The organism is Leisingera sp. SA32 (assembly GCF_056033425.1).
Genome location: NZ_JBVYHB010000013.1, coordinates 1 through 22649, shown reverse-complemented (window position 1 = coordinate 22649; position 22649 = coordinate 1). Strand labels below are relative to the sequence as shown.

The window sequence follows — 22649 nt, the reverse complement described above, 5'->3', positions numbered from 1 at the left end:
CGGCCCTGCGACCGGGGCTTCGTCATTCGGCAGCCTCGGACGATTTCTTGCGCCGCCGTTCGGCCATCTCAAAAATGGCGCTCTCAATGGCTTTCTCCAGCTCCTGTGCCCGTTCGATATAGGCCGGGTTCTGGCTGGCGGGCACGCCGGGGATCCAGTGCTGCGCCAGATCGCGCAGGTTCTGGCGGTCGTGGGCATAGAAGGTCTGCGCCGCCTGCGCGGCCTCATATTCGCTAAGGCCAACGTTCTCGAGCACATAGCGCCCGGCGCGCACCGAACTGTCGAACATCTCGCGCACGATGTCATCGGCGCCGGCCTGGTACAGCTCATAGACATGGTTTCGGTCCTTGGCGCGGGCAATGATGTGCAGCTCCGGGTAATTGCGCCGGATGTAGGACACCATCTTCACCACGCCCTCCGGGTCATCAAGCGCCACCACGAATACCTTGGCCTTGGCGATGCCTGCCGCTTTCAGAAGCTCTGGCCGGGTGGGGTCGCCCAGAAAGCTCTTGACCCCGAAACGGCGCATCAGCTGCACCGCCTCCATGTCGTGATCCAGCACCACGGTCTTGAAGCCGCTGGCCTGCACCAGCCGGTTGACGATCTGACCAAAGCGGCCGATGCCCGCGATGATGACCGGGCCTTCTTCGTCGATCTCGTCCGGTACAAACTCCTGCCGGGCCTCGCCCATGCGTTTGGACAAGAGGTCATAGGCGATGAACAGCAGCGGCGTGATCAGCATCGACAGGGCAATCACCAGCAGCAGCTTTTCCGACAACGCCACGGGAATAACGTTGAGCTGGGTCGAGAACGTCAGCAACACAAAGCCGAACTCCCCCGCCTGTCCGAGGCTGAGTGTGAACAGCCACAGCCGCCGCCGCCGCAGGCCGAAGGCACGGCCAACCGCAAACAGCACGGCCCCCTTGGCCAGAATCACCAGCAACGCCAGCCCGATCAGATCGCCGGGATCAGCCAGGAACTGCCGGTAGTCGATGCTCGCCCCCACAGTGATGAAAAACAGCCCCAGTAACAGCCCCTTGAAAGGGTTGAGATCGCTTTCCAGCTCGTGCCGGAACTCGGAGTTGGCCAGCACCACCCCCGCCAGAAAAGCGCCCAGTGCGGGCGACAGCCCGACCAAAGTCATGACAAAGGAGATGCCCACCACGATCAGCAGCGCCAGCGCGGTATACATCTCGCGCAGGTTGGAGGCATGGATGAAGCGAAACAGGGGGCGGGTCAGGTAGATGCCTGCCAGAATGATGAAGGCGATGGCCGCCAGGGTGACCAGGGCCACTGCCCAGCCGGGAAGCCCGTCCACCAGCGACAGCGACCCATGGCCGCTGTGCCCCCCCGTGTCATGGCCGAGGGTGCCACCGGCAAATTTAGGGATCGCATAGCTGCCCAGCAGCGGCAGAAAGGCCAGAATCGGGATGACCGCGATATCCTGGGTCAGCAAAACGGAAAAGGCGGCGCGCCCGCCCTCCGTTCGCATCAGCCCTTTTTCCGACAGCGTCTGCAAAACGATGGCGGTGGAGGACAGCGACAGCGCAAGCCCGATCGCCAGGCTGACATGCCAGGGCTGCTCCATCAGCATCGCCGCGCCCATCAGCACCAGCGTCGAGGCCGCAACCTGTGATCCGCCCAGGCCCAACAGCTTGTTGCGCATCGCCCACAGCGCGCGCGGCTCCAGTTCCAACCCGATCAGGAACAGCATCATCACCACGCCGAACTCGGCAAAATGGCGCAGGTCTTCGGTCTCGGCCCCGGTCAGCCCCAGGACCGGACCAATGGCAATGCCCGCCGCCAGGTAGCCCAGCACCGAACCCAGTCCCAGCCGTGCCGCCAGCGGCACCGCGATGACGGCGGCGGCAAGGTATACTGTCGCCTGGTAAAAAAACTCTTCCATGGATCAGGTATGACAAGCGGGCCGGGGGCTTGGCAATGGGCTTGCGGCGCGGCGGCGAGATTTGCGGCGATCGGACGCCTGCTGCTGCCCGATTGGGGGGCAGCAGCGCCGCGCATTGCCCGGTGGGCCGGGGCGGAAAGCCCCGTTGCCGGTTACTGGTCGGGCTGGCGGATGTCTTCGCTCAGCTTGCCGATCCGGTCCAGACGCTGTGAAATCCGCTCCTGAAAGCCGCCAAGCTGGTCGATGATGTCGGCCAGTGTCTCCCCCGAGGCGGTCAGTCGCGCGCTTTCGATCTTGAGCAGGACGCGGGTAGAGCTGAGGCCCAGAAAATGCCGGTGCATGATCTGGCAGGCCCCGGTGATGCGGGCCGATTCTTCATCGACCTCGCGCATGCTGGCTTTGGCCTTGGCCACCTGCGAGCGCACCAGATCACCAAGAATGCGCCGCTCGGCCTCCATGTCAATCTCGCCAAGGCCGCGGCGCTCTTCTTGCAACTGGCTGTCGCAGTCGCTCAGGATCCGGGCCAGGCCCTCGATGAACAGGCTGCCGGTGACGGATGATTTGATCTTGGAGAAGTTGCTGTTTTCGCCCATCACATGCGCGCCGAACCAGTCCGACATCTGCCGGGACATCGACCCATAGTTCTGGGACAGCACCGTCACCGGCCCGCCAGAAGGCTCGATCCGTGACGCCAGCACCCGCAGGTTGTGCGGAATCGTGTGCATGGCATCGAAGTCGGAAATCAGCCCGTCCGTTTCCTCCGCCAGCGCTTCGGCCTTGCGCAGCATGGCCGTCAGCTCCTGGATGCGGGGCTGCGGCACGTTGCCAAGCCCGGCGTCGCGCGCCAGCAGCTCCTGGCTCAGCGCATGGGTGGCAAATTGTTCGTAATCCTCATAGCCTTGGCCATGCAACCACTCCATCAGATAGCTGGCGCTGTCTTCCGGGCTCAGACCTTCGTTCTGTTCCAGCTTGCGCATCTGGGCGTAGACCGTTCGCACCTCGTCGAACAATTTGCTGCTGGGCTTGATGCGGGCAGACATATAGCCGTCGCCACAGGGGGCGACCACTGCAAAAACCCAATAGTACAGCCCGTCCTTGGCCTTGTTCTTGACATAGGCGCCGATGGTCTCGCCGCGCTGGATGGTGTCCCAGAACAGCGAGAAAACGCCCTTGGGCATGTCCGGATGGCGGATCAGCTTGTGCGGCGCGCCGATCAGCTCTTCCCAGTCGTAGGCGCCGACCCGGCGGAACACGTGGTTGCCCGCCTCAATGACACCGCGACTGTCCGTGCGCGAAAAAAAAACCTCATGAAGGCCAAAGGGCGCCTCACCACTGGTTGGACGCGTTTCCACGCGGCGGTCGATAAAAGACACGGCATATCCCATTATTGCTGCAGTTGGCCTGGGGTCTGTTCTACATAGAAATCCTTCCCCGTTGGTTAAGTCGGCAGCGGCGCGTCCCGTTTTAATTGCGCCATGACGATCTGGCTTTGCACCCGCGACACCGCCGGATGCGGCAGCAGGATGTCGTGGATCAGGGCATTCAGCGCCTGCAAATCGGCGCAATACACCCGAAGCAGGTAATCCGCCTCGCCGGTCATCGTCCAGGCCGAGGTGATCTCCGGCTGGTTGGCAACCAGTCGGGCGAAGCCCTGCGACTGTTCCGGGCCGTGGCTGCCCAGATGGACCTGTACGAAACTCTGCACCGCCAGCCCCAGCTTGGCCGGATCCAACTGCGCGGCATAGCCCTGGATGTACCCTTCAGCCTCCAGCCGCTGTCGCCGTCGCCCGACCTGGCTGGGCGACAGGTTCAACAGGTCGCTCAGATCCTGGGCGGTCAGATGTGCGTTCTTTTGCAACGCCGCCAGAAGGCGGGTGTCAGTGGGATCCAGCATGCGAGATTTTTCCATCATCGCTCAAAAGTGCGCGAAGTTCACGCATAGATCAAGGTCGCGGCGCGTCATAATGCGGATATTACGTATGATGAATGCGGTATCTTGGATGCGACACATCACCTGTCCCCAAACATCAATAAAGGAGACATGCCATGGGCCCGTTCCCGCACAATGCCCCGAAATCCGTAATCACCCCGGAAAACCCGGCTGGCACCGATGGGTTTGAATTCGTCGAATTCGCCAGCCCCAACCCGCAGGAGCTGCGCGATCTGTTCACCCGCATGGGTTATGCACTGGTGGGTCACCGCAAGGACCAGCCGCTGGTTGAGCTGTGGCAGCAAGGCGACGTGACCTATATCCTGAACGCCGATCCGGACAGTTTTGCCGCCAAATTCGTCGACGAGCACGGCCCCTGCGCCCCGGCAATGGGCTGGCGCGTGGTGGATGCGCAAAAGGCTTACGAGCACGCGGTGTCCAAGGGCGCGGAACCCTATGATGGGCCGGGCAAGACCATGAACGTTCCCGCGATCAAGGGCATCGGCGGCTCGCTGATCTATTTCATCGACCAGTATTACGAGACCTCGCCCTATAACGAGGAATTTGAGTGGACTGCCCAGTCCAAGCCGCGTGGCGACGGGTTCTTCTACCTCGATCACCTGACCCACAACGTCTACAAGGGCAACATGGACAAGTGGTTCAAGTTCTACGGCGACCTGTTCAACTTCAAGGAAATCCGCTTCTTTGACATTCAGGGCAAATACACCGGCCTGCTGAGCCGCGCGTTGACTTCGCCCTGTGGTCGCATCCGCATCCCGATCAACGAGGACCGCGGCGAAACCGGCCAGATCGTGGCCTATCTGAACAAATACAAAGGCGAAGGCATCCAGCACATCGCGGTTGGTTCGGATGACATCTATGCCAGCACCGATGCAATCGCCGAAAAGGGGCTGAAGTTCATGCCGGCCCCCCCGGATGCCTACTACGACCTGAGCCACGACCGCGTAATCGGCCATGAGGAGCCGATCGACCGGATGAAGAAACACGGCATCCTGATCGACGGCGAAGGTGTCGTGGACGGTGGCGAGACCAAGATCCTGTTGCAGATCTTCTCGAAAACCGTGATCGGCCCGATCTTCTTTGAGTTCATCCAGCGCAAGGGCGACGATGGTTTCGGCGAGGGCAACTTCAAGGCGCTGTTCGAGTCCATTGAACAGGAGCAGATCAACAACGGCGAGATCGAAGCCGCCGAATAACCGGCAAAGCGAAGAAAAACTGGACCGGGTCTGCAGTGCAGGCCCGGTCTTTTTACTTCCGCTGCCGCTGCCGCCGCCTGTTGTCTCGTCAGGATCCGCGGCACAGCCGGGGCGCTGAACGGTGCCGGGCGCGCTTTCGGGGCGGGCTCAGCCCTTGGGCATGGTCAGGGTGCGGTTGCGGCCACCCTTTTGATATTGCAGCTGGCCTTCGCCGATGGCGATGATGCGGCCGCCGTCGATGCGGTCGCCGACCTTGACCTTTTTATATCGGCCCGAGGGCAGCCGGACCAGCGCGCGGCGGTTGGCCGGGGTGCCGTAGACGCCGATCAGATTGACCTTGCGCAGGTTGATTGCGCCGTTGACCGTGGCGCGGCGGGCCACCGAGGCGGTGGTCGGGATGCCCGGCGCGACCGCGGCCGCCGCAGCAGGAACGGCGGCGGTGGTGCGGCTGGTGTTGTTTTGCGAGTTGCGTCGCGCCCGGTCGACCAGATTGGCAAAATTGGCGGGGCGGGCCCGCGGCACCACCGATGCGGCGACCGCCTGGGCGGTCACGGGCAGCAGGTTTTCATTGGCGGGTTTCAGGCTGGGCGGGCGCGGTTTCGGGCGGACGCGGGCCAGTTCTTCGCGGCTCAACCCGCCCAGCTGCGCGCGTTCGATACGCTCCGCCAGATCGCCAGGCCGTGCCTTGGGACGCAGGCGGGACAGAACCTGGTCGCGGGCAACGGCCGCAGCCAGCGCCTCCGCATCGGGATCGCTGCGCGCAGGCGCCGGCGGCGGCACTTTCTGCGGGCGGCCCAGGTAAACCATGACCCCATCGGGGTTCAGCGTGCCATCGGGGGAGGCCTTGACCAACCCGCGTTCATCCAGCTCATAAGCACCGCCCGCCGCAGCGGGCGAGGCCACGGCGGCAGGCTCCAGATCGCGCTGGAAACTGTCGGGCTGCGGCAGGGCGACCGCATCCGCCGCCAGATCGATCTGATCGATTGAGGCGGCATAAAGCTGATCCATCGCTGCGCTCTGCGGCGCGGTGTCCAGCTCGGGCGGCGACGGCCAGACGCCGGTTGCGGCATAGCGCGCGGCGGCGGCCAGTGGATCCAGCGCCGCGTTCTCGGCATCCATGCGGATGTCCGCGGCTTCGCGCGCTGCGGTTTCCGTGGCCTGTGCGCGCCCGGCTTCACCGGCGGTCTGGACTTGGTCGGGCGCCGGTGAAGCCGGATCCGGACCAACAGCGCCCGCGTCCGCCTCGGGCAGCACCACGCCATCGGCCGCGGCTTCGTCTTCGGCGCTGGGATCAACCGTTGCCAGCTCTATGTCAATCGGGGTTACGGCATCGTCAGCACCATCCCCGCGACCTGCCACGTCCAGAGGTGCGGCCGCGGTTTCTGGCGGCTGCGGGATGATCTCCCGCACACCGGGATCGGGCTGGTCCGGCAGCACGCTGACCTGTGGCGCGATGGCGGGCGTCTCCGGGGCTGCTTGCCCGCTGTGCGGCGGGGAGGAAATGCCCGGCCCGCGGTCTTCCTGCGGCGCGGCGTCTTCAGGGCTGTCCGGAGATGTCACGGGGCTGTCCGCCGCATCAGGCGCGGACCAGAACCCATCCGTGCCGTACACGGCCCAGACGGCCACCGTCGCCATGAACAGCAGCAGAACAGCGGTGAGGATGACGCCAAGAAACTTTGGTTTGCCGCCAATCCTGCGGCCAGTTGTGCCGCCGTTCGATGCGTCGGAACCGGGTGCGGGCGCCGCGCTATCAGCGCGCTGCGGCAGCGGCGCGGGGGCAGGGGGCAGGGCGGCAGAGGCGGCTGCGGGCGCGGTCACAGATGGGGCCGAAGACCCGATCTCAGCTGATGCCGCAGCGGTCGGCGTTTTCGCGTCCTTCACCGCGGCCAGATGTCCCGGCGCGAGAAGCGGTCCGGCAGCGGCTGGCGGTGGCACCGGCACGGCAGCCGCGGGCTTTGCGGTGCCCGCGTCGCTGGTGCTGTTGCGCCGCGAGGCAAAGGCTGCGGGGATCTGCCCCGCAGCCAGCGCCGCGGCCAGGGGTTTAGCCCGCGGCGCCGGAGGGATCACCGGCGGTGTCTTGCCAGAGAGTGCGGGCGCGGCGGTGGCAACAGGCGCGGAAACAGGCGCAACAGCCGGGGCAGCAATCGGGGCAACGGCGGGCGCTCCAGTCTTCGGCGTGGCTGTGAGCGTGACGCGCGCAGTCTGGTTCTTGCTCATGTCCGGGTCGCTGTCGGCTTTGGTTTCTGCGCTGCTTGGCTCGGCAGGTTCTGCGGCTTTGCGGTCTTCTACCTTCGTGGCTGAGCCGCCAGGCGCATCGCGCTGCGGCTCTGCCGACGCGGGCTGGTCCGGCGCAGCGTCGGGCTGCGGCGCGACGAGTGTGGTTCCTGCGGCCGGTGCAGAAGCCGAGGCCTGAGCGGATGCCTGCGCTGGCCCGGCACTGGAGGTCGGCTCCGACGGTGCGGCAGAAGTCTGATCCTCCGGGTTATCGGCGTCGCTGTCCTCGTCCACGTACGGCCGGTCAGAGGTCACCGCCGGGTTGGCAGCCTCTTGCAGGGCCTGTTCCAGATCCAGTTCCGGCTCCAGATCCATTGCCGGGCTAAGCTCCAGCGCCAGCGCAGGGTCCTGTTCAGGCTGCGGCTCGGGATCTGCGGTTCCCTCTGCACCGGTTGCGTGGCCTGTCGCCAGGGCATCCGCCGTTGCCGCGGTTTCCGCGAGGGGGGCCTCGACCTGTTCTACGACAGGTTTTGCAACAGGTTCTGCACCGGAGGCTGCGTCTGGTTCTGTCTCCGGACGCTCGACCAGCTCCGCAGCCGCGCCGGGCAGGCTGTCCGCCCCCTGTACCGGGACGGGGGCGCTGTCGGGGATCACCTCAGTGCCGCGGATCGCCCGTGTGGTGCCAAAAAACGGCTCGCCGTGGAAACCATCGCCAAGCGCCGCCGCGGGCTGGGCGACAAAACTCACCGGGTGGAAATCGTGCTCCACCGCAAAGGTTTCAGCCTCGTCCAGCGTTTCCAGCGCCACTGCGGCAACATGGGTGAGGGGGCCGTCAGCGCAGATGTCAAATGCCAGCTCCTCCACCGCGTAAGGCGTCGCACCCTCCAGCGCCTGGCGGGCCGCGGCCATCCGTCCGGCCTCATCCGCATCGCCGGTCTCCACCGTCAGATAGCGGATCTGGTCGCGCGGCAGGATCAGCTTGCACTGCACGCCCTCGGGCTCCAGCCGCTGGGCCTCGGCGCGCAACGCCGCCAGCGCCTGCGGCAGGTCGTCGGTGTCAAACGCGGTCTCGCCCACGCTGCGCCAGCCGTCTGCTGCACGGTGGAACACTGCAATACCGTCCGAGGAAAGCGAAAGCGCAAATGCCGGTTTCATGCCTTGGGTCAAACCATCCAAATCCATCACTCCGGGCCTGCCCGCCATGCCCGTTCTTTTGCGCGGACCATAAAGCAGGAACCTGCCGAGTGAAAGGAAAAGACAGGCAGCGGGGCTTGCGAGCGGGGGATTGCCACCCCCATCTAGGGAGCATTGCAAGAGGAGCTTTTGAGCATGAAGGCAAAGACACTTTTGGCGGCGGCATTGATGCTGTCGATGAGCGCGGGCAGCCTGGTCGCAGCTGAGGGCACACCGCCGCGCCAGATCTCCGTCACCGGCGACAGCACGATTACCGTGGCGCCGGAGCTGGCCACTATCACGCTGGGTGTGACCGAAGAAGCCGAGGAGGCCGGCATGGCCATGCGGGCGGTCTCCGAAGCCATGGGCGCGGTGATCGCGGAGCTGAAGGAGGCGGGCATTGCCGCCGAGGACATGCAGACCCGGCAGGTCTCGATGCATCCGGTCTGGTCGCAGGACCGGTCCTATGACAGCGGCGGCAAGCGCAAGATCACCGGTTTCCAGGCCTCCAACACGCTGATGCTGCGGGTGCGCGATCTGGACCGGCTGGGTCCGGTGATGGACGCGGTGCTGGCGGCGGGCGCCAATAATTTCCAGGGCCTGAGTTTTGGCGTCGAGGATCCTGAGGCGATTGCCGACCGGATCCGCGGCGAGGCGGTCAAGGATGCGATCCGCAAGGCCGCCCAGCTGGCAGAGGCCGCGGGCATGGAGCTGGGGCCGGTGCGCTCGATCAGCGAGCATGGCGGCGGCGGCGGGCCGCGGCCGATGATGGCGATGGAAATGGCGCGCAGCGACGCAATGCCGATCGAGGCAGGCGAGCTGAGTTTCAGCCACAGTGTCTCGGTCGTGTTCGACATGGCTGTGCCGCAAGGCCAATGATCGTTGCCTAAGGGGCTGCTGCTTGCTGGCAGTGGCCGCGGGGCAAAAGGATTAGGCCGGGCAGGGCGCCCGGCCTTATTTGCTTTTTAGGTCTTCGATATCGGCGGGGCCGACGCGTCAGCCGCAGGCTTTGGCCAGCGCCTGATCCAGATCGCGGATCAGATCGTCTGCATCCTCGATACCGATGGAGACCCGCACCACGTTCGGCCCGGCGCCCGCGGCCTCCTGTTGCTCGGGGGTCAACTGTCGGTGGGTGGTGGAGGCCGAGTGAATGATCAGTGAGCGGGTGTCACCGAGGTTGGCAACATGGGAGAAGATCTCCAACGCGTCGACCAGCTTGACGCACGCCTCATAGCCGCCCTTGACGGCAAAGGTGAACAACCCGCCCGTGCCCTTGGGATAACAGCTCTTGGCGCGCTCGTAATAGGGCGACGAGGGCAGGCCTGCGTAGGTCACGTAATCGACGCGGTCGTCCTTCTCCAACCACTCAGCCACCTTGACCGCATTCTCGCAGTGGCGCTGCATGCGCAGGGACAGGGTCTCGACCCCCATCAAGGTGTAATGCGCCGCCTGCGGGTTCATCGTCATGCCCAGATCGCGCAGCCCGATGGCAATGCCGTGGAAGGTAAAGGCCAGCGGGCCGAAGGTCTCGTGGAACTTGAGCCCGTGATAGGCGGGTTCGGGCTGGGACAGCGACGGGAATTTGTCATTGGCGGACCAGTCGAACTTGCCCGAATCGACGATGCAGCCGCCGGTGACGGTGCCGTTGCCGGTCAGGTATTTGGTGGTGGAATGCACCACCAGCGTCGCGCCGTGTTCGATCGGGCGGCAGAGATACGGCGTCGCCGAGGTGTTGTCGACGATCAGCGGCAGACCTGCCGCATCCGCCACATCCGCCAGGGCGCGGATGTCGGTGACATAGCCGCCGGGATTGGCGATGGATTCGCAGAACACCGCCCGGGTGTTCTCGTCGATGGCCTCCTTCACCGCCTCAAGGTCGTCGGTGTCGACGAACTTGGCCGACCAGCCGAACCGTTTGATGGTCTGGCTGAACTGGGTGACGGTGCCTCCATAGAGCCGGGTCGAGGCCACCACGTTGCAGCCCGGCTCCATCAACGCAAACAGCGCCATGATCTGCGCCGCATGCCCGGAGGAGCAGCAGACCGCGCCGACGCCACCCTCCAGCGTCGCCAGCCGCTCCTGCAGCACCGCAACGGTGGGGTTGGTCAGGCGCGAGTAGATGTAGCCGACCTCCTGCAAGTTGAACAACGCGGCGGCATGTTCCGCGTCGCGGAACACATAGGCCGTGCTTTGATAGATCGGTGTCTGCCGCGCTCCGGTGGCAGGGTCCGGGCGGGCGCCGGCGTGGATCTGCAACGTGTCGAAGCCGTGGGTCGGGGCGTCGGTCATCGGTATGTCTCCCTGTAAGGACGTTCGTTTCGCGCGCACCTCAGCATGGTCGAGGCCGGAACGCAATTGCGCGAATGTCGCGCCACCTCGCAAGTTCTCCCGCCCGGCGTTGGGCCACCTGTCGGCGGCCCCGCCAGTTGGGCCGGGCGCCGGGCTGGCGCCCGGCGCGGCAGCGCCTGTCGCAGGCCGCAGCGGCGCGGTGGGAATGGCATTAAGAGCTGCCACGGCCAGGCCGCAGATCTCGCGGATCGGTCCCGCCTGCACAGGCGCGGCTGGCGCAGGCGGGAGCGGCAACCGGTGGCGTCAGCGCATCCAGAACCCTTCGGACTTGATCCGGTTGCGGATCGCCTGCTCTCGTTTTGGCAGGTTGTTGCGATCAAACAGCGCGCGCACCTTCTCGCCGCGCCCCTGGTAGACCATCCGCTTGATCGGCTCGTAGGCCTTGAGAACCTTCTTGATCCGGTTCGGCGCTGCGATGTCCTGCAGCAGCGCCACCACCCGGTCGCTCTCGCGCGCATATAGCAGCGGAAACAGCCGGTAATGGCAGCTCACATCACCGTCCAGATACCCCGCAGGCAGCGCATCGCGCCCACCTCCCTGCCCATGGATCACCAGCGGCAGCACGATCTGGTCCAGCCAGGGGTCCAGTGCCTGACCGATCAGTTCCGGCGGCGGGTCGTCCCGTACCGACTGCGCATACTGCAGGAACACTGCGCCAAACGCCCGCGGGCAGGCTCCGTAGAAAAACCCGGCGTTGAAATACAGATACCGTTTCCAGAATTCATCCGGCTGGCTGAGATCCAGGCTGCTGGCGTAATCCAAGCCGAAGCGGTCATAGAGCGATCGCCAGATCCCCCCATAGCCGGGGCCGTACAGCGTCGGCTTCGGCCAGCTGCCCTCCACCCGCAACGAGGCCGAGGGGCGGGAGAAGTCAAACGGCACCTCCGTCAGCTCGCCGGTGATCAGCGTGTCGGTGTCGAAGAACACGAAGGGTTGGCCCTCCGGCATCACCTGCAACGCCTCGATCTTGTTGCCATAGGGGTAGGCGCTGCCGAACACCTGGCTGTCAAAAGGCAGGATCTTCGCCCCAAGCTCCTCCAGCGCGGCCAGAACCTGTGGGTTCCGGATGCTCGGATCCTTCTCCCACAAGGGCCCGGGCTGCGGCACCGCCACGTAGAGCTGGCCGGAAAATCCGGGCGAACAGCGGCGCAGCGAGGCCGCAAACAGCACGGCCTCGAACTGCAACCGGCCAGCCTGGCCAACGATCAGAATGTTGAAGGGGGCATCTGCCATGGTTTTCCCCGTGTTCCGCCGCAGCTTGGCGGCTAGACTTGCTTCACGAAACAGCTACGCGCCAACGCCGGGCCGTGCAACCGCTACGGGCGGGATTCTGGCCGCCGCCAGCCCGCGTGCCCCGGCGTGTCATGGGGAGAGATGCGATGCTTGACGTGATTCTGACGATCCTTGCGGCCGCGGCCCAGACGCCGGTTCTGACCGCACCTTCGTCTTCCGCGCCTGCCGCATCATCCGCGCCAGCTGAGCCTGCGCCGGAAGTTGCCCCCAAGGCCCGGTTGCCCGCCCTGACAGTCGCGCCACCGCCCACCGTCCCGGCCCTGCTGGCGGAGCCGCAGGTGGCTTCGGGCCGCTTCACCACCGCGCTGGAGGTGCGGCCCATCCTCACCGCCACCCGGGGCAGCTGGATCCACGTGCGGGCGTTCAACGGGCAGGATCTGCTCTATGTGACCCATCTGTGGTCCTGGCGCTGCGGCCTGTTGCAGATACGGCTGGGGGTAAATGGCGCCATGCCAGAGATCTGGCCGCTGCCCGCCTGCCATCTAGACGAGGCGGTTCCCAATATGATCAAGCCCGGGGACGGGACGCCCTATCGCGGCTACCCGCCGGGGACCATCGGCGCGGTCACGGTCGAACTTACCTATGATGATCTCAGCACCGAAACGCTAACCTTCGGCCGAAATGGTCAGCCGCGCCCCTGACACGGTCGCACGGCCTTGCCCTGCGCCGCTTGACGCCATCCTGGCCCGCGCCAAAAACTTTCTACGCGCGGGTCGGTTAGCGACTTGACGGTCATTGCGGGGTTTAGTACCAGTCGCGCAATTGATCCGCAGGCCACCTTGCCGGTGGTTAGGGCGCATGTGTGCCGAGCCGGATTATCGTTTTGAGAGTGCCCCTATAGCTCAGCTGGTAGAGCAACTGATTTGTAATCAGTAGGTCCGCGGTTCGAGTCCGTGTGGGGGCACCACTTAACCACCTCAACTACATGATAAATATCAGGTATTTTCAGGGGGTGCGCGCCGAGTCCCCCTTTTAGTCCCCCTTTGACGTGTCGCTGTGTCGTCAAAATCCATCAGGCTCGTAATCAAGCGTCTAGTCGCGGGGTCGTGTCCGTAGCGCTCCAAGAACAAGGCGCAGGCTTCCCGCGCGGCATCATCTGCGTTGCGTCGCAAGCGTTCATAGGTTCGCCAGTGCGTTCCTTTCGGTTTGCCCTCCGGGAAGTCAAATATACCACCATGCCAACCAAGGCGCGCCCGTAGGCGTTCGCAGCGCCGTGCTGCGCGGTTGGGGGCAGATTCTTGCTGTGAAGGGTAGGCGAGGTCATGGCAGCGCCGAAATGCGAATACGCTCCTCCAAACAGCTTGGCAGCGCGGTTTCCACAGCCCTTTGCTGGGCAGCGGAACCAAGGGCTTCGCCGCCGAAGTGGCAAGAGGTCCAATCCATCAAGACCGGGTAATCAAAGCCCATCCAATCTGTGCCGGGTGATCGGCTGCGATAGTTCAGGCGTAAGGCGTGGCGTGTTTCGATCCACACTTCAATAGACGCGGTGGTTCTCTCATCATTCCTCCACTGCCAATGAAGCCGGGTTGCGGGGCGCAGTAGTCCATCGCACGCCCAGCGCCTAGGCTCTGGACTCATTGAGTTTCAAAGCCAGTAGATAACGAGAGCTGCAAGCGCGATTGCTGACAGGAAGACTTTTGGGCATCTGTCGTATCGTGGCGCAACCCGCCGCCAGTCCTTCAGCCTGCCGAACATAATCGCAATGCGGTTGCGCCGCTTATATCGGCGTTTGTCGTATCTGATGGCTTTCTTGCGCTGCTTTCGGCCGGGGATGCAGGCGCGTATCCCTTTGTCTTTCAACGCTTCTCTAAACCAATCGGCATCATATTCGCGATCTCCGAGAAGCCACTGGACGTCAGGCAGGCCACTCAGCAGCGCCTCTGCACCGGTGTAATCACTGACCTGTCCGGCGGTCGCGAACAGGTTCAGTGGACGCCCCTGGCTGTCACAGATTGCGTGCAGCTTGGCGTTCATGCCGCCCTTAGTGCGCCCGATCAGACGCCCACGCCCCCCTTTTTAACCCCAAGACTGGAGGCTGTACGGTGTGCTTTCAGGTCAGTTGCGTCGATCATCACGGTCTTTTCCTCACTGTGATCAGCAGCCAGACCGGCCATCATCTGGGCAAAGATGCCCTTGTCGCTCCACCGCTTCCAACGCTTGTACAAGGTCTTGCGCGGGCCGTAATCTTTGGGAGCATCACGGTAGCGCAAGCCATTGCGATTGATGAAGATAATTCCGCTCAAAACACGCCGGTCATCAACACGCGGCTTGCCGTGGGACTTTGGAAAATAAGGCTCAAGACGGGCCATCTGCGCATCCGTCAGCCAGAAAAGATCAGACATATCACCGCTCATTTTTCGAACCGTGAATCACGCCACCTACCGGAAATCAATGGGTCCTGAGCCTAGGAAGACATCCGTTTGGGAACTGGGCTGCGATGCTGTCAGGAGGAGCAGACCGTGAAGGGTCGTTTCCCGGTGCGACGGGTGCCTCGTAGAAGGCAGGAAGGCTTCCCGGCGACTTCGGCGTTCAGCCGGTTGCGTTCCGCGGTGTATTCTTCGCAGAAGACCTGCACCGCCTCCGGATCCATTAGCTGGTTCGCCAGCGCATCCAGAACGCGGGCTTCCAGGTCGGGCTGTTTGATCGTGCGCATGTTGCTGCAGACTGCGGCGCCCGTGTTCCGGGCCGGGGAGCAGCCGAAGCTGTCTTTGGAGATCTTCGCAAAGCCGCCGCCGCAGCAGGCGCAGGCCAACAGGCCGGAGAACCGCGTCTTCGGGCGGCGCCGGTCCCAGACCGGGATATTGGTCCCCGCGGTCTTTCGCGCGCGCTGGCTGGAGTGTTCAGTACGCACAAACCTTCTCCTGAACAGATTGGAGATTCATACCCCCGCCCATTCCGACTCGCGGTCCGGGCGGAGAGCGGAGGTTTAAGCTTCGACGTGGTCGAATGGTCCGGCGGGAATGCGGGTTTCTGGCAGGCTGCGATCAACGCCGAGGGACAGGACGATGTTCATCGCGACATAGACCGACGAGTATGTGCCAACGGCCACACCGAAGGCGATGGCCAAGGCAAAGCCTCGAATCACATCCCCGCCGAACACCAATAGGGCCAGCAAGGCAGCCAAGGTGGTCGCCGAGGTCATCAGCGTCCGGCTCAGGGTTTCATTGGCTGAGAGATTCAGCACGGCGCGCAATGGTTTGGTTGTATGACGCCTCAGGTTCTCCCGAACACGGTCAAAGACGACAACAGTGTCATTGATCGAATAGCCCAGGATCGTAAGCAGAGCCGCCACGAAGGCCAGATCGATTTTCAATCCAAGCAGTGCAAACAGTCCGAGTGTCAGCAGGATATCATGGATAAGTGCCGCAATAGCGCCAACCGCAAACTGCCATTCAAAACGTATCCAGACATAGCCGAGGATTGCCATAACGCCGCCCGCAATCGCCAGAACCGCGGCTCGAATGAGCTGCGGAGACACCTTGCCGCCGATGCTTTCGCTTGCTGTGAAGCTAAGATCGGGATCAATCTGAAGCAACGCTGCGCGCACTTGCTGTAGCTGTCCGGACGAAAGCGCCGCGCCATCTTCACCACCGGCAGCGATGCGTAGACTGGCGGTATTGGCGCCACTATCGCTACCGGTTCCAAACACCTCTGAGGCGACCGTATCGGAAAGGCCCAGTTCATTCAGAGACGTTCGGTAATCCTCAAGCTGCAGGGCATTCGGAGTTTCTATCCGCAGGCTGGTTCCCCCCGTGAAATCTATTCCCAGGTTCAGGCCAAGCGTCGCGACCAGCAGGATTGAGGCCAGTATTGCCATGGCCGAAGCGCCGCAAGTCACCCATTGCAATCGGAAGAAGTCGATTGCCGACTGGCGCCCAAGGAACTGAAACACTCCTCTAATAGGCAGCCGCGCAGGGCGGCGCCATTCCAGCCAGGTTTGCAGGATGAGTTTTGTGACCACCAGTGCCGTGAACATGGATGTCAGGATGCCCAGTCCCAGCGTTACAGCAAATCCGCGCACCGGCCCGGCTCCCAGCCAGAACATCAGCCCGGCTGTCAGCAATCCTGTAAGGTTTGCATCGAGGATCGAGGAAAATGCCTTGCCGAACCCCTTTCCAACAGCGCGCCACAGGTTTTTCTCGCCATTCGCTTCCTCGCGTATGCGTTCAAAAATCAACACATTTGCGTCTACTGCCATGCCCAGCGTCAGTACGATGCCCGCTATCCCCGGCAGGGTCAGGGTCGCGCCCACGAGCGTGAGCACAGCTATTAGGATCACCATATTGACCGCCAGCGCGGCCACGGCCACCAGTCCCATTCCGCCATAGCAGGTCGCCATCAGAACGCAGACAGCTGCCAAGCCAACCATGGCAGCCCGAAGCCCCGCCGCGATGCTGTCGCTGCCAAGCTCTGGGCCAACCGTCTTTTCTTCAAGAAAGGTCAGCTTTGCCGGAAGAGAGCCAGACCGCAGCATGGTCGCCAAATGCGTGGTCTCGTCAACTGTGAACTGACCGGTGATGATGCCGCTGCCGCCCGGAATGTGGGACTGGATCACCGGCGCGGACAGCACCTCACCGTCCAGCACAATGGCAAAGGGACTGCCGATGTGGGTCGCCGTGAAATCACCGAAAGCCCTGGCGCCGGCCGTGTCCAACCGAAATGACACCGCAGGACGTCCGTTCTGGTCATAACTTGCTTGCGCATCCGTCAATTGGTCTCCTGACGCGACTGGCCTGGGGTCAAGACGGTAGGTCACTTGGGGGTTGCCGACCTGCGGCAAGGTCAGCGTGTCACCACGCGCTGCACCGGAAGCCTGCAGAACTGGATGGAACGACAGTTGAGCGGTTGTTCCGATAAGGTCCTTCAAGGCATCGGCATCGGAAAACCCCGGCACCTCAATCACAATGCGATCCTGTCCCTGACGCAGGATCGTCGGCTCTCTGGTCCCGGCCTCGTCAATTCTGTGCCGAACCGTTTCCAAGCTTTGCGAAACAAGCTGGTTGGTCAGAGCCTCATTGCCTGCAAGAGAATATCGCACCTCTAGAACGCCATCTTTTGCAGAAGCCTCAAGATCCAAGCCGCTTCTGCCCGCGGGGGCTGTGACCTGGGTGGCAAAACTCTCTGCAATCTCCTGTGCCTGGTGCGCAAAACTGGCGGGCGACACAGCAATGCGCAGCACACCGGACTGAGCGTGCAGCTTTCTGACCTGAACAGAACCGCCCCCTCCGTCGCGCAAGGCATCCCGTAGAGACGGCCACAGTGCTGCTAGACGCTGATCAATTGCATCCGCCACGTCGACTTCAGCAAGCAAATGCGCGCCGCCGCGCAGGTCAAGGCCAAGCTTGATCAGCCCGGATGGCAGCCAGTTCTGCCACCTCGTCTCTTGGCTTTGTTCAGTTGCAATGTGGAGCGCTTCCATGCGCGCGTAAAATAGGTTGGGCAGTGCCAGCCACATACACAGTAGGCAGATGCCCCAAACGCCGAGGCGTTTAAGGATAGTCGGTCGTTTCATGATCTCTCCTCGGCAGGTGCGGGCGCTCAGCCCTGGCGACCCTGCCGGTTTCCGGTAATAAGCATTTGGGAAGGCAAACGCCTGAGAACCCGCGCAAGTGGGGGCACAGAGGCTTATTGTCAGATCATGTCAGAAGGGGGCGCACGAGACTGGTACGCTAGGGGGATCGTTGACGAGGAAAGTGGCGGCGCGCGCGGCGCTGCCAACAGAAGAATACGGCGCACAGGGAGCGCGTGCTGCCCTGCCGAGGCTTGCAGAACGGCATCATCGTCAGCCGGACCGCTTGCTGCCGCCGCTGGAACGGACCGCGGCATCCTTGCCCGTTCCTTGTCCGCCGCGCTGGAAATGTGAACCAGAGGGTTCTGCATCTGCTCAATCTGGACAGATGAGACGATCTGGGGTTGGCGGATTGTTTGCCCCAGAACTCCCGCGATCAGAAACGCCAGCACCAATACGGTCCTGATACAGGCAAAGGTCAACTGGGCGCGGTTTTCCATACTTGCCATCTGGCGCTTGGCAGCCACGTTGTCAATCCCGCCTACTTGCCCAATACGCTCAATCAAGGTCCGGCAGGATTACGCCCCTTTTACGGGCGTTCTCCGATACTGCCGCACGCAGAGTCTGGCTTCGTTTCAGCAATCTTCTGAACCGGATTTCATCCAGTTCCAGCAGTGTGGTGGGCGCAATTGCCCGCACTTCAGTGGGCAGCGCTCTTTTGGCCAGAATGGCCATCTGTCCAAACATGTCCCCGCGTCCCAGCCGCCAAGTCTGGCGGGCGGCCTCAACCTCTACAGCTCCAGACGCAATGAAGAACACGCTGCGAACCGGAGATGCCTTGCGAAGCACCACCTCACCTGCATTGACATATCGCGTTCTGAGAAGTTGCGCCAAACGCTTGACCGCCTTTTCATCCAGATCGGAAAACAACGGCATCTGGCGCACAAGGGCAGATTTTTGCAGCGCAATATCAAGGTGAGGACGCTCTTCCGCCTGCTCGCGCCGAACCTCAAGATCCTGCATCAATGACAAATAGACCTCAGCACCAACCAACCCGTCTTCGCGCATCATGACGTATTCGCGCTCTTCCAGCCGCAATGCGGTGCGCCGGATGAAACGGTGCTCCAGTTCCTCGGCATAGCCCGGATACTGCAGCCGCAGGCCTTCAAGCGCCGTCTCGACGGCTTCCACGCGCCGTGACAGCAGCTCACCCATTAGCTCGGCCACCCGGCGGCCATGAATGCGGCGAATGCGGTTGTCGATAAAGGCTCCAAGGTCGCGTAGGATCAACCGCTGTGATAGCAGCAGTTCGAACCTGTCGGCCGTGATCCGCGCCAAGGGGCCGGAAATGCCCAGCCGTGCGTTGAGCCACACCGTGGTCCGGAAGATCGGGCCATAGGCCAAGCTGCGCCGGGCTGCTCGCTGATAGCCGCTGCGGCCATGCAGACGCACGCTTTCGATCAGCCGGTCCGCATCCGCAAGTGCAAGCTCTGCCATACGCGCCGACATGGTCTGTTCGCGCACTCTTTCCAGAATGCTGTCACGCTCGTGCCCGGCCAGGGCAATCAGCCCGAGTGTGATCCGGTCGCGGTCCAGGATATCGGAACTGTCCTCGGCAGCCTTTACCGCGGCCTCCAGACGGTCGCCAAACTGGATTGCTTCTTTCCGGACAGTATCCCTGCTTAGGTCGTAACTGTCATTCGTTTTGGCGACATTTTCTCGCACGGACTGAAGAGCCACAGCCACAACCTGCCGGGACAGGGCTTGATCGATCGGCGAAAGCTGATCGAGGCCTAAACGCCCGATGACCCAGCGGAGCGTCGTCCCCTGCACGAGCAGCGTAAACAGGGTGAACCCGGTCGCCAAGATGCCTACTATCCGTTGGATTCCGTCGGGCACGCGGAAGCTTTCTGTGACCGCGAGGGCCAGCGCCAGCGTCACGGCGCCGCGCAGCCCGCCCCACAGGATCGCCACCCGGTAGGGGCGCTCGACTTTCGGTGACAGCTTGGCTTTGGTCAGAAGCGGAAGCAGCCCAAACAGGATCACCGCCCGCGCCGCAATCGCCGCTAGGACAACAACACCGACAAGCAGTATATCCTGCAGCACCACCTCTTCCAGCAAGCGGGGGATCAGCAGCGCTGCCAGGATAAAAATCAACGCGCCAGCCCAATGAGCCAGGACATCCCAGAGTTCGCGCATGTTGGCCCAGGCCTGCGGCGGCAGCCGCCCAGGTGCTGTGAGGTTCAGTGTCAGACCGCTGGCGACGACCGCAATTACACCTGAGGCTCCGACACTTTGTTCGGCAATGATGTACGCAAGATATGGCAATGCCGCAGAGATGGATACTTGCGCCAGCTCATGGCGGCGGAACACCCCCATGATCCAGACTGCAATCCGCGCCAACAGCCAGCCTGTCCCTGCGCCGCCAAGGATCAGGAGTGGAAAACGCGCCAGCGAGTCTAACAGATTTGGATTCGGCAGCCCCAGCATGACAAAGCCTATAAACAGCCCGAACAGCGCAATGGCTGCGGCATCGTTCAGCAGGCTTTCTCCTTCGATGATACGGGCAAGACGGCGCGGTGCGGAGATCGAGCGAAAGATCGATACCACCGCCGACGGGTCCGTTGTCGAAACAATGGCGCCGATCAACAGACAGGCTGTAAGCGGCAGCGCGCTTGTCCAGGCCAGCGCATATCCAACGCTCAGGGTCGCGACCACCACCGCGACGACGGCCAGCATGAGAATGGGCACCCAATCATCCAGCATCCGCCTGAGCTCCATCCCGAGCGTCGCCTGAAACAGCAGTGTAGGCAGAAACACATACAGGAACACATTAGACCGGATCGGCAGCCCCAAGATCGCCTCGGCCACCGGGTTCAACGCATCTGTAAGTTCAGTGTGCAGGAAGAATGCCGCCCCGACCGCAATCAGGCTTCCAAGAACCGCGAGAATCACGCTGTACGGCAAGCGCAACCTTGCAGCCATCGGCTCGGCCAGCCCGATCACCAGGAAGAGCGATGCCATGACGGTGGTGATGACGACGATATCCATACGGTTCCGTAACCTGAACAATTTGCAAACGAATACCTGAGTTCGTTTTTGAATGATTGTTGTGCTGTAGCTCCCAAGTGCCTGAAGTCAATCATTGAGCGTGTCAATGCACATCGACTGCTGTCCGGAAAGCTAGAAAGTGCTCCTCAAGCTTCACGGGCTGAACTGTATAGGTGATTGGCGGATGTCCCGCATCCCTTCCTTTCGATGATGCCTGGCGGCTGCATCTGAGGCGAAGGTCTGGTCTTTTCATTGCTTCTGTGGCATGGAACCGCCGTCCGTATGGCAGATCCGCAGACTTCCCAAAAGAAGCATTCTGCGCTTCGCTGACATCCTTGTCAGGCGCAGCATCGCCTTGGCCATCTGAGCAACTCGAAGGTCCGCCCTCGGGAAGTGTTTTGCCACTACAACGGAGCCTTCCCTGCGCCAAGTTCGAATGTCGTGATTGGGCTGCCTGCGGTCACCTGCGGAAGTGCCGGCAGCCATCTAGACCGCGGATCAGCGCCCCGCGGCGCCGCAAGGCGGCAGTGAGCCCATCATATCGGGCGAGCAGTTGTAGCATTTCGCAACCGTACCAAACTCGCTCTAGTAGGGTCGGCCCCGAGTCGCCATCTACCAACGGTCAAGAATGCTGCAGTGCGGCCGGTGATTGCCGCCATTGGCTGCTCCGGTGACGTCTCTGCTGTGAACCGCACCGGGTTTGCCGGAGGCTTCAACTCCTGAGTAGGATGAAGCCACAATGAGCAAGACAACAAACAAGTATTCTTCTGAGGTTCGCGAGCGTGCGGTGCGCCTGGTGCTGGACAACCAGGGCCAGCACAGTTCCCGCTGGCAGGCGATCATGTCGATCTCCGCGAAGATCGGCTGTTCGGCGCACACTCTGAATGAGTGGGTGAAGAAGGCAGAGGTCGACAGCGGCAAGCGGGCGGGCGTTCCAACCGATGTGGCCGACAAACTGAAGGCGCTGGAGCGGGAGAACCGCGAGCTGCGCCAGGCGAACGAGATCCTCCGCAAGGCATCAGCGTATTTTGCGATGGCGGAGCTCGACCGCCGGTCGAAGTGATGGTGTCATTTATCGACATGCATCGCGCGGAGTATGGGGTCGAGCCGATCTGCACTGTCCTGCCGATTGCCCCTTCCACGTATTACGACCACCTGGCGAAGCGGGCTGATCCGGCCCGGTGGTCGGACCGTGCCCGGCGTGACGCGGCATTGCGGCCCGAGATCCGGCGGGTTTTCGAAGAGAACTGGCGAGTCTATGGCGTGCGGAAGGTCTGGCGGCAATTGCAACGGGAAGGTTTCGACGTCGCCCGCTGCACGGTCGCCCGGCTGATGAGGAGCATGGGTATTCAAGGTATCATCCGGGGCAAGCCGCACAAGACGACTGTGCCCGACAAGAAGGCCCCATGCCCGCTGGATAAAGTGAACCGGCAATTCCGGGTGCCTGCTCCAAATATGCTCCGGGTGAGCGATTTCACCTATGTCGCCACCTGGAAGGGGTTCACCTATGTCGCCTTCGTTGTCGATGCCTATGCCCGCAAGATCGTTGGTTGGCGTGTCAGCACCTCGGCGCATGCCGGGTTCGTTCTCGATGCGCTGGAGCAGGCTGTTCACGAGCGGCGGCCGACAAAGGCGATGGGGCTTGTTCACCACTCCGACCGCGGCAGCCAATACCTGTCGATCAAGTACACAGAGCGGTTGGGAGAAGCTGGTATCGAGCCCTCTGTCGGCAGCGTTGGGGACAGCTATGACAACGCGCTGGCCGAAACGATCAACGGTCTCTTCAAGGCCGAGGTCATTCACCGCCGCGGTCCTTGGCGAAACTTCGAAGCGGTGGAATACGCAACACTCGAATGGGTGGACTGGTTCAACAACCGCCGTCTGCTCGAGCCTATCGGGAACATTCCGCCGGCAGAAGCAGAGGCCAATTTCTACGCCGCTCTGGAAACTGAGGCACGAGCCGCGTAACTAACTGAAATCAGCCTCCGGCAAACCCGGCGCGGTTCA

15 protein-coding genes, 1 tRNA gene and 1 other annotated feature are annotated in these 22649 nt (G+C 62.7%); of the genes, 5 read left to right on the top strand and 11 right to left on the bottom strand.

From position 1 onward, the window contains the following. Positions 1-22 precede the first annotated feature (22 nt). The 3 genes from AC0IPL_RS16570 to AC0IPL_RS16560 all read right to left on the bottom strand — a co-directional run bounded on the left by AC0IPL_RS16570 (position 23) and on the right by AC0IPL_RS16560 (position 3800). Positions 23-1906: a monovalent cation:proton antiporter-2 (CPA2) family protein gene (locus AC0IPL_RS16570; protein ID WP_474275802.1), complete on the bottom strand. Its 1884-nt coding sequence runs from the start codon at positions 1904-1906 to the stop codon at positions 23-25. A 152-nt stretch (positions 1907-2058) separates the two neighbouring features. Next, the gene (locus tag AC0IPL_RS16565) at positions 2059-3279 is read right to left on the bottom strand and encodes a PAS domain-containing protein (protein ID WP_474275800.1); all 1221 of its coding nucleotides are present in this window, start codon (positions 3277-3279) and stop codon (positions 2059-2061) included. A 65-nt stretch (positions 3280-3344) separates the two neighbouring features. Next, on the bottom strand, positions 3345-3800 hold the full coding sequence (locus AC0IPL_RS16560) for an Lrp/AsnC family transcriptional regulator (protein ID WP_474275798.1): 456 nt from the start codon (positions 3798-3800) through the stop codon (positions 3345-3347). Between the two features lie 152 nt (positions 3801-3952). Between AC0IPL_RS16560 and hppD the strand changes: the two genes are divergently transcribed. Further along, the gene (gene hppD / locus AC0IPL_RS16555; RefSeq protein ID WP_474275796.1) at positions 3953-5053 is read left to right on the top strand and encodes a 4-hydroxyphenylpyruvate dioxygenase; all 1101 of its coding nucleotides are present in this window, start codon (positions 3953-3955) and stop codon (positions 5051-5053) included. Between the two features lie 147 nt (positions 5054-5200). Here hppD and AC0IPL_RS16550 read toward each other — a convergent pair whose 3' ends face one another. Next, a complete protein-coding gene (locus tag AC0IPL_RS16550; RefSeq protein ID WP_474275794.1) occupies positions 5201-8422 on the bottom strand; it encodes a DNA polymerase III subunit gamma/tau domain-containing protein in 3222 nt (1073 codons plus the stop codon). Between the two features lie 174 nt (positions 8423-8596). Between AC0IPL_RS16550 and AC0IPL_RS16545 the strand changes: the two genes are divergently transcribed. Further along, a complete protein-coding gene (locus AC0IPL_RS16545; RefSeq protein WP_474275791.1) occupies positions 8597-9319 on the top strand; it encodes an SIMPL domain-containing protein in 723 nt (240 codons plus the stop codon). Positions 9320-9436: 117 nt separating this feature from the next. Here AC0IPL_RS16545 and AC0IPL_RS16540 read toward each other — a convergent pair whose 3' ends face one another. Together AC0IPL_RS16540 and AC0IPL_RS16535 are read right to left on the bottom strand one after the other, a co-directional pair. Further along, positions 9437-10729 carry an O-acetylhomoserine aminocarboxypropyltransferase/cysteine synthase family protein gene (locus AC0IPL_RS16540; protein WP_474275788.1) on the bottom strand — a complete coding sequence of 431 codons (1293 nt, stop codon included), beginning with the start codon at positions 10727-10729 and terminating at the stop codon, positions 9437-9439. 303 nt (positions 10730-11032) lie between these two features. Then, positions 11033-12022: a hypothetical protein gene (locus tag AC0IPL_RS16535; protein WP_474275786.1), complete on the bottom strand. Its 990-nt coding sequence runs from the start codon at positions 12020-12022 to the stop codon at positions 11033-11035. 146 nt (positions 12023-12168) lie between these two features. Between AC0IPL_RS16535 and AC0IPL_RS16530 the strand changes: the two genes are divergently transcribed. Together AC0IPL_RS16530 and AC0IPL_RS16525 are read left to right on the top strand one after the other, a co-directional pair. Further along, on the top strand, positions 12169-12723 hold the full coding sequence (locus AC0IPL_RS16530) for a hypothetical protein (protein WP_474275783.1): 555 nt from the start codon (positions 12169-12171) through the stop codon (positions 12721-12723). Positions 12724-12913: 190 nt separating this feature from the next. After that, positions 12914-12989 (top strand) — tRNA-Thr (locus tag AC0IPL_RS16525). Between the two features lie 677 nt (positions 12990-13666). Here the strand turns inward: AC0IPL_RS16525 and AC0IPL_RS16520 are convergent. From AC0IPL_RS16520 to AC0IPL_RS16500, 5 genes are all read right to left on the bottom strand, one after another. Then, a protein-coding gene (locus AC0IPL_RS16520) for an IS5 family transposase (protein WP_474275781.1) occupies positions 13667-14424 on the bottom strand; the annotation gives its coding sequence in 2 pieces (ribosomal slippage) (positions 13667-14100 and positions 14100-14424; 759 coding nt in all). Positions 14425-14525: 101 nt separating this feature from the next. Further along, entirely contained in the window at positions 14526-14933 is a 408-nt protein-coding gene (locus AC0IPL_RS16515; RefSeq protein WP_474275778.1) for a recombinase zinc beta ribbon domain-containing protein, read from the bottom strand. 75 nt (positions 14934-15008) lie between these two features. Next, positions 15009-17594 (bottom strand): protein translocase subunit SecD, encoded by a 2586-nt coding sequence (gene secD, locus AC0IPL_RS16510; RefSeq protein WP_474275775.1) that lies wholly within the window; start codon positions 17592-17594, stop codon positions 15009-15011. 119 nt (positions 17595-17713) lie between these two features. Next, positions 17714-18118, bottom strand: coding sequence for a hypothetical protein (locus AC0IPL_RS16505; RefSeq protein ID WP_474275773.1), 405 nt, complete (start codon positions 18116-18118; stop codon positions 17714-17716). Between the two features lie 31 nt (positions 18119-18149). Next, on the bottom strand, positions 18150-20642 hold the full coding sequence (locus AC0IPL_RS16500) for a cation:proton antiporter (RefSeq protein WP_474275771.1): 2493 nt from the start codon (positions 20640-20642) through the stop codon (positions 18150-18152). 739 nt (positions 20643-21381) lie between these two features. On the opposite strand from AC0IPL_RS16500, the gene AC0IPL_RS16495 reads away from it, so the two are divergent. Next, positions 21382-22610 (top strand): IS3 family transposase gene (locus tag AC0IPL_RS16495; protein ID WP_474274872.1). Its coding sequence is split into 2 segments (ribosomal slippage): positions 21382-21670 and positions 21670-22610, totalling 1230 coding nucleotides; the frame shifts between segments, so codons are not numbered across the junction. Then, positions 21663-21779, top strand: a sequence feature (AL1L pseudoknot). It overlaps the preceding gene by 117 nt. Positions 22611-22649 lie beyond the last annotated feature (39 nt).

Bases quoted from the DNA above. Each gene is read 5' to 3' on its own strand.
- AC0IPL_RS16570 (WP_474275802.1), bottom strand. From the start codon at position 1,906: ATGGAAGAGTTTTTTTACCAGGCGACAGTATACCTTGCCGCCGCCGTC.
- AC0IPL_RS16560 (WP_474275798.1), bottom strand. From the start codon at position 3,800: ATGCTGGATCCCACTGACACCCGCCTTCTGGCGGCGTTGCAAAAGAAC.
- hppD (WP_474275796.1), top strand. From the start codon at position 3,953: ATGGGCCCGTTCCCGCACAATGCCCCGAAATCCGTAATCACCCCGGAA.
- AC0IPL_RS16550 (WP_474275794.1), bottom strand. From the start codon at position 8,422: ATGAAACCGGCATTTGCGCTTTCGCTTTCCTCGGACGGTATTGCAGTG.
- AC0IPL_RS16545 (WP_474275791.1), top strand. From the start codon at position 8,597: ATGAAGGCAAAGACACTTTTGGCGGCGGCATTGATGCTGTCGATGAGC.
- AC0IPL_RS16540 (WP_474275788.1), bottom strand. From the start codon at position 10,729: ATGACCGACGCCCCGACCCACGGCTTCGACACGTTGCAGATCCACGCC.
- AC0IPL_RS16535 (WP_474275786.1), bottom strand. From the start codon at position 12,022: ATGGCAGATGCCCCCTTCAACATTCTGATCGTTGGCCAGGCTGGCCGG.
- AC0IPL_RS16530 (WP_474275783.1), top strand. From the start codon at position 12,169: ATGCTTGACGTGATTCTGACGATCCTTGCGGCCGCGGCCCAGACGCCG.
- secD (WP_474275775.1), bottom strand. From the start codon at position 17,594: ATGAAACGACCGACTATCCTTAAACGCCTCGGCGTTTGGGGCATCTGC.
- AC0IPL_RS16500 (WP_474275771.1), bottom strand. From the start codon at position 20,642: ATGGATATCGTCGTCATCACCACCGTCATGGCATCGCTCTTCCTGGTG.